Annotated in this window: 5 protein-coding genes and 2 pseudogenes; 4 read left to right on the top strand and 3 right to left on the bottom strand. The window is 71.1% G+C overall.

Translation table 11 applies throughout. The features are described 5' to 3' along the window. A pseudogene (locus G6027_RS19015) lies at window positions 1–209 on the top strand (IMPACT family protein); the annotation flags it as partial. Between the two features lie 4 nt (window positions 210–213). After that, on the top strand, window positions 214–450 hold the full coding sequence (locus G6027_RS14680; RefSeq protein WP_182637816.1) for a hypothetical protein: 237 nt from the start codon (window positions 214–216) through the stop codon (window positions 448–450). Window positions 451–481: 31 nt separating this feature from the next. On the opposite strand, the gene G6027_RS14675 is transcribed toward G6027_RS14680, so the two are convergent. Both G6027_RS14675 and G6027_RS14670 read right to left on the bottom strand, forming a co-directional pair. Further along, the gene (locus tag G6027_RS14675; RefSeq protein ID WP_182637815.1) at window positions 482–1156 is read right to left on the bottom strand and encodes a nitroreductase; all 675 of its coding nucleotides are present in this window, start codon (window positions 1154–1156) and stop codon (window positions 482–484) included. Between the two features lie 122 nt (window positions 1157–1278). Next, a complete protein-coding gene (locus tag G6027_RS14670) occupies window positions 1279–1734 on the bottom strand; it encodes a VOC family protein (RefSeq protein WP_182637814.1) in 456 nt (151 codons plus the stop codon). Between the two features lie 104 nt (window positions 1735–1838). On the opposite strand from G6027_RS14670, the gene G6027_RS14665 reads away from it, so the two are divergent. Further along, the gene (locus G6027_RS14665) at window positions 1839–2819 is read left to right on the top strand and encodes a transcriptional regulator (protein WP_182637813.1); all 981 of its coding nucleotides are present in this window, start codon (window positions 1839–1841) and stop codon (window positions 2817–2819) included. Between the two features lie 28 nt (window positions 2820–2847). Then, a complete protein-coding gene (locus G6027_RS14660; RefSeq protein ID WP_182637812.1) occupies window positions 2848–3213 on the top strand; it encodes an RNA-binding S4 domain-containing protein in 366 nt (121 codons plus the stop codon). Window positions 3214–3264: 51 nt separating this feature from the next. Here G6027_RS14660 and G6027_RS19010 read toward each other — a convergent pair. Then, window positions 3265–4230, bottom strand: a pseudogene (locus G6027_RS19010) (malto-oligosyltrehalose synthase); the annotation flags it as partial.

Genomic DNA, 4230 nt, shown 5'->3' with positions numbered 1-4230 from the left:
TGGCGGGAGGCCTCGAGGGGGCCGTCCGCGGGGCGGGTGCTCAGGTGCTCGGCGTGGACTACGGCCGACGGGTGGCGTTGACCGTGGCCGGGGACCTCGAGGTCCTGGGCCCGATCCTGGCGACCCGGACCTCTGGTGGCGTCGAATGGCAGCCCGCAGGGGTGGCGACCACCGAGAACGCGGTGCGGCGCCGAGATATGGAATCCTGACGGTATGAGCATGCAGCCCTACCAACCGAACTCGATCGAGGTCCAGAAGCAGCAGGTGCGCAAGGATGCCCGCACCACGGCGATCGCGCTGGGCGTGACCGTGGTGGCGCTGCCGATCGCGTTGTTCGCCAGCTCGTTCTTCACCGTGGTGGCGATCCTCGCCGGGATCGTGGCCATCTACAAGGGCAACCAGGTGCGCCAGGCCATCTCAGGGAAGCCGAAGAAGCGCGAGCTGTACTGACGGACCCGGATCGACCGCAGGGCGCCCCCGATCAGCCGTGGCGGCGGACCACGTCCGTGAGGTCCGCGCGATCCGCCCGGAACGTGTTGGCCGGATGTTCCGGGTCGGCGTAGCCGAAGGCGATCCCGCACACGATCAGGCGGTCCTCACCGATTCCCAGGTGCTCGCGGACACCGTCTGAGTAGAGCGCGAGTGCGGCCTGCGCGCAGGTGGACACGCCCAGCGAGGACGCCGCCGCCAGGAATGTCGCCACATAGCCACCGCAGTCCACCGCGCCGTAGGTGCCCAGTCCCGCGTCGGAGGTGATCACCGCGACGTGCGGGGCGCCGAAGAACCGGTAGTTCTCCAGCATCTGCGTCAGCCGTGCCTCCTTGTCGGAGCGCTCGATGCCCAGCGCGGTGTAGAGGCCGTAACCGCTCGCCCGCCGCCGTTCGCCGTACACGCCCTCGTAGCGTTCGGGCGCCGGCAGGTCCGAGCGCATGCCGTTGCTCAGCACGTACTCGGTGAGGTGCTTGCCGAACTCGGCTGTCGCCTGCCCGGTGACCAGGTCGACCTGCCACGCCTGCGAGTTGCACCAGGACGCCGTGCGCTGGGCCATCTGCAGGATCCGGTCGATCGTCTCCTCGGGAACGAGGTCGGACGTGAACCCTCGGCAGCTGTAGCGGTCGTCGAGGATCCGCTCGAGCGTGGCGGCGGCGTCGGTCATGGGCCCTCCAGGAGGTCGTGCGGGACTGTGATGTCAGTCTCGCACGCGGCCTGCGGCCCCCGGCCGGGGCCCGTCTCGAGCCCCGGCCGGACCCGGCCTCCAGCCGAGTGGCCGCGGTGGTCTCAGCCCGCCGGGTTCCCTGCCACGTCCACGCTCCAGGTGACGCCGAACCGGTCGGTCAGCATCCCGAAGCCGGCACTCCACGCGGACGCGGAGAGGGGCTCGATGACCGTCGCACCCTCGGCGAGGGCGCCCCAGTACCCCTCTGCCTCACCGAGCGTGCTGACCCTGAGGGAGACGAAGAAGGGTTGATCGGTCATCGTCATGCCGTTCTGGCGGGTCGTGAGACCGCCGAAGGGCTCGTCGCGGCCGGGGATGTCGTACGCCATGACACTGAAGCCGCAGTCCGCGGTCACGCGGCCGAAGACGACCTTCCCGGCGTCCGGAGCATCCTGGGGCATTCCGACCTCGCCATAGGTGGTGATGTGCATCTCGCCGCCGAAGACGCCCTGGTAGTGCGCGAGCGCCTCCCGTGCGGTGCCGGGCAGGTTGAGATGGGTGGTGGTGGTGACTGACATGGTGACTCCCTCGGGTGGGACCGGATCCGCGGCGATCTGCCGCTGGCCCCAGTGTGTCGGGGCTCTAGGACACCGGATGTCCTCTTCTCGGGGAGAATGGGCACATGACCGGAGCCCCCGAGCGGACACTGGCGTTGCTCTCCCTCCTGCAGTCCCCGAGAAGCTGGCGGGGAGAGGAGTTGGCACAGCGCCTGGAGGTGACGACCCGCACCGTGCGACGCGACGTGGACCGACTCCGCGAGATGGGGTATCGGATCCAGGCGGTGAAGGGGCCCGACGGCGGGTACCGGATGGAATCGGGAACGGAGTTGCCGCCCCTGAGATTCGACGACGAGCAGGCGGTCGCGATCGCCATCGCCCTGCGCCACCCGGCCGCCACCGGGGTCGAGATGGGCGATGCCGCGCATCGTGCCCTGGCGACGGTACGACAGGTGATGCCCTCACGGCTCCGGCACCGGGTCGACGGAATTCAGTTTGACGGCGCGCCCGACCCCACCGGCGTCGCCCCCACCAGCGTCGCCCCCGACGTCGTGGAGGCCGTCAGCGAGGCCGTCCGGACGAGGATGACCCTGCGCTTCGGCTACCGCGACCCCGATGCCCCGTCCCGGCGGACACAACCGCACGGAGTGGTGGCTCGGAACGGACGCTGGTACCTGGTCGCGTGGGATCTGGACAGGGACGACTGGCGCACGTTCCGGCTGGACCGCATGACCCCACGAACCCCCACCGGGCCCGCCTTCGAGTCCAGGGCGGTTCCGACCGGCACCCCGACCGGCTTCCTCGCGAGCCGATCGAAGGGGTCCGCCCACGACGACGGGTGGCCGTGCGTCGGCGAGGTGGAGATCGATCTCCCCGTGGCCGACGTGGCCCGCTGGGTGCTCGACGGCGAGGTCGTGGCGCTGTCGACGCACTCCACCCGGGTGACGATCGGTTCGTGGTCATGGGCGGGTGTGATCGCAGCGGTCGTGCGATTCGACGCCGGGTTCCGCGTCCTCGGCCCCGACGGACTGCTCCGGGCGGCGCGGGAGCTCGAGGCCCGGCTGGCCGGTGTTCAGACACCACGTGACGGTGTCCCGAACGGTTAGCGACGACCGGTCTCGCTATCCTCGCCGTATGGCAGTGCGGGTGGACGCGTGGACGTGGTCGGTGAGGCTGTTCCCGTCGCGGACCAAGGCGGCGGCCGCCTGCCGCGGTGGGCACGTCAAGGTCAACGGGGACGCGGTGCCACCGTCGAAGGGTGTCGTGCCCGGAGATCGCGTCCAGGTGACCGGAACGCTCGGTCGGATCCGCGTCCTCGAGGTGGTCCGGACGGTCAACAAGCGGGTGGGCGCCCCCGTGGCCGTGACCTGCTACATCGATCACTCGCCACCGCCCCCTCCCAGGGAGGTGCTGGCCTCACAGCCGCGGCGGGACAGGGGAGCGGGACGGCCCACCAAGCGTGAGCGTCGCGAGACCGACCGCCTGCAGGGCCGCGGATAGGCCCGGGTCCGCCACCGGACGGCGACCGCGAGTCAGCGCGGACCCGAGAGGTCAGTCGTCCTCGAGGACGATCAGCACGACCGGGGACCCGTCCAGTAGGTTGCCGACGTCCACCCGGCCCGAGATCGACGAGCCGTCCGGGCGGACCGCCCAGGTGCCCTCCGGGAGCAGGACCTCGGTGCCGACGAACTCGCCGGCCCCGACCACCGCGGTGCGCCGCCTGGCGATCATGCCGACCGCAGCACCCCCCTCGACGAGCCTGATGAACGCCACCACGTCGGCGGCCGCGGGCCCCTGCACAGGTAACGGGACGTGCGCGCCGGCCGCCATCGCCGCCGGGTGCGCACGCCGTATCCGCAGTGCCTCACGGACCAGTGTGAACTTGGGGTGCCCGCTGCGGGCCACCGCGCCGGACCGCAGGGGCTCGTAGTCCACGAACCGGCGGTTGTCCGGGTCGACCAGCGAGTCCTCCCACACCTCCGTGCCCTGGTAGACGTCCGGCACCCCGGGGGACAGCAACTGTGTCGCCTTGGCGATCAACGAGTTGTCCCGTCCGGCGGGGGCGACGCGTCGGACGAACGGGGTGAGCAGCGCCCCACCCGAGTCGAGCAGGGTGTCGATCCACCCGTGGGTGGCGGACTCGAAGTCTGCGTCCTGATCGGTCCAGGTGGTGTGTACGGCCGCCTCACGCAGGGCCTTCTCGGCGTAGTCGTGCAGGCGGGACCGCAGGTCGTCGGCGGGGTCGTCGCGCTCCGGCCACACGCCCACGATCACCTGGAGGAGGAAGTACCCCGCGTCCTCGGCGGGCGGGGGGAACGCCCGGAACACCTCGGAGACGAGATCCGCCCACTCATCGGGCAGCTGGGACAGTACCGAGATCCGGGCCCGTACGTCCTCGCCCCGCTTGGTGTCGTGGGTGCTGAGCGCCGTCATGGCCAGCGGGGAGGCGAGCGCGCGCTCAGCCATCGCGAGGTGGAACGCCTCCACCTGCAGACCCATGCGGCCCGGTGAGCCGCC

The organism is Dietzia sp. SLG310A2-38A2 (assembly GCF_014145095.1).
Taxonomy (GTDB): Bacteria; Actinomycetota; Actinomycetes; order Mycobacteriales; family Mycobacteriaceae; genus Dietzia.
Note: the sequence above shows the minus strand (reverse complement) of the source record. Positions and strands in the feature narration are given on the sequence as shown.

Excerpts from the sequence above, each read along its gene's own strand:
- G6027_RS14680 (WP_182637816.1), top strand. The coding sequence starts at position 214 with ATGAGCATGCAGCCCTACCAACCGAACTCGATCGAGGTCCAGAAGCAG.
- G6027_RS14675 (WP_182637815.1), bottom strand. The coding sequence starts at position 1,156 with ATGACCGACGCCGCCGCCACGCTCGAGCGGATCCTCGACGACCGCTAC.
- G6027_RS14670 (WP_182637814.1), bottom strand. The coding sequence starts at position 1,734 with ATGTCAGTCACCACCACCACCCATCTCAACCTGCCCGGCACCGCACGG.
- G6027_RS14665 (WP_182637813.1), top strand. The coding sequence starts at position 1,839 with ATGACCGGAGCCCCCGAGCGGACACTGGCGTTGCTCTCCCTCCTGCAG.
- G6027_RS14660 (WP_182637812.1), top strand. The coding sequence starts at position 2,848 with ATGGCAGTGCGGGTGGACGCGTGGACGTGGTCGGTGAGGCTGTTCCCG.